This window comes from Shewanella sp. HN-41 (assembly GCF_000217915.1).
Taxonomy (GTDB): domain Bacteria; phylum Pseudomonadota; class Gammaproteobacteria; order Enterobacterales; family Shewanellaceae; genus Shewanella.
In genome coordinates this window covers 1-1,973 of sequence record NZ_AFOZ01000011.1, presented here as the reverse complement: position 1 = coordinate 1,973, position 1,973 = coordinate 1, and the positions used below count along the sequence as shown (strand labels likewise).

Sequence of the window (1,973 nt, the reverse complement as noted above, 5' to 3'; positions counted from 1 at the left end):
AGCACTGTTGATACGCAGACCAGAAGATAAACGCTCCATTGAAGTAGCTAACGCGCCACTTGAAGAATTCAAATTTTTCTGAGCTTTTAATGATGTGACGTTAGTGTTGACTGTAATGGCCATGATGCGATTCCTCTTTATTCCTGGCTAAATCTACTTACCTGCCTCGTTAAGCCAGGCCGGTCATATTGGTTACTATCTATATAACGGCCACACTTTTTTTATCTTTAGATAATTTTTTAAATACATTTAAATTTAATTTTAAGTAGTTATTTTTAAATGAAATTTAATCTATCCCCAAAGAGAGTATAAAAGATCTGTGTAAGTGGCATTCATCCATGTATTTGAAAGGAATAAAGAATGCCAGTATCAGACCAACTTATCGATCAGTTATTAGCTAATTATAAATTCCCTGAAGACCTGCTTGGTGAGCAAGGTATCCTTAAGCAGTTGGCTAAAAAGCTTGCTGAGCGTGCTCTTGAAGCAGAGATGGAGCAGTATCTTGGCTATGCCAAACATGATGCGGTCGGCAAAAATACTGGCAACTCCCGTAATGGTAAAAGTCGTAAATCAGTACGCACTATTCACGGCGACATTGAGCTTGAAACGCCGCGTGACCGTAATGCCTAAGCTCATCAATAAAGGCGAGAAACAGCTCGGTGGCTTTGATGAACGCATCGTGTAGCTCTACGCCAGAGGCATGTCTACCCGTGATATCCAAGCCCACTTTGAAGAAGCCTATGGTGTTGAAGTCTCGCCAACCTTTATCTCACAGATAGCCAATGCCGTACTGGACGAGGTTAAAACCTAGCAGCAGCCATTAGACTGGTATACCCAATAGTGTATCTGGACTGTTTGGTCGTGCGTAGCCGAGATTCCGGCAGCATTCAGAACAAATCCGTCTACCTTGCCCTTGGCGTGAATACGGACGGTGAAAAAGAGCTATTGGGCTTATGGATAGCACAGACCGAAGGTGCCAAATTCTGGTTGTCGGTAATGAACGAGCTTAAAAACTGCGGTGTAGAAGATACCTTCATTGTCTGTGTCGATGGCTTCAAGGGTTTCCCGAATGCGATTGAAGCGGTTTCCCCTAAAACGCAGGTACAGCTGTGCATCGTGCATCAAATCCGCAACAGCCTGCGCTTCGTCAGATGGAAAGAGCGTAAAGCCGTTGCAGCAGACCTTAAAACTATTTATGGCGCAGCCACTTTGCAACAAGCCGAACTGGCCCTAGAGCAGTTCGTCGAGACTTAGGATAACAAGCATCCAAGTATCAGCAAATCTTGGCGCGAAAACTGGACAAGGCTCAACGTGTTCTTCGACTATCCACCGGAAATCCGCAAGGTGATTTACACCAGATTGCTAAAAAGTGGACAATGCCACTACGAAATTGGAAGCCTGCCATGATGCGGTTTATGAGAATGTACGGCGTTCGAGTATCGTTAAGATAAACAGCCACTTACATAAAAGATTTTATAGTCTCTTAATTTTGTTATATCTACAAAGCCGTTTTCAATCTTTTTCTCCTGATAGGATTTTCGCCAAGCGTTTTTCTATGCATCTGTTTTCACCAAAAAACCTGTGACTTCTGATAACTTCTCAGCCAATTCTAATGCTTCTTCACTTGGGATCTGACGGATCACGTCTCCAGAATCAATATCAATCACACTAACAACATTCACTCCTGAATTATCATCAACTTTAAACGCTAACCCCTTTCGCATCAATGACATCATATCGGATAACCCAGTTGCAACTTGTTCAAGTTTTTCCTGCGAAACCGTTTTTTCAGCAACTGGCGACGTATCAACCTGTTCAACGGGCTCAATGAACGACTTATTTTCAGTTTCAACACCTTGCAATGATGGCTTCAATACTGCTGCACCACCTGTATCAAGCCTAGCACCTGCTGTGGACGAACTTACTAAATTAATATCCATAGCCCTATATCTCCTCAAGAGACCCATTTTATC

The 1,973-nt window shown here is 42.9% G+C and carries 1 protein-coding gene and 2 pseudogenes; 1 reads left to right on the top strand and 2 read right to left on the bottom strand.

The features are described from left to right. Positions 1-123 (bottom strand): annotated as a pseudogene (locus tag SOHN41_RS19690) (flagellin FliC); the annotation flags it as partial. Between the two features lie 237 nt (positions 124-360). On the opposite strand from SOHN41_RS19690, the pseudogene SOHN41_RS01235 reads away from it, so the two are divergent. Beyond that, positions 361-1,451: pseudogene (locus SOHN41_RS01235) on the top strand (IS256 family transposase). A gap of 102 nt (positions 1,452-1,553) precedes the next feature. Here SOHN41_RS01235 and SOHN41_RS01230 read toward each other — a convergent pair. Next, positions 1,554-1,940 (bottom strand): flagellar protein FlaG, encoded by a 387-nt coding sequence (locus tag SOHN41_RS01230; protein ID WP_007644628.1) that lies wholly within the window; start codon positions 1,938-1,940, stop codon positions 1,554-1,556. Positions 1,941-1,973: the final 33 nt, after the last annotated feature.

Bases quoted from the DNA above. Each gene is read 5' to 3' on its own strand.
- SOHN41_RS01230 (WP_007644628.1), bottom strand. From the start codon at position 1,940: ATGGATATTAATTTAGTAAGTTCGTCCACAGCAGGTGCTAGGCTTGAT.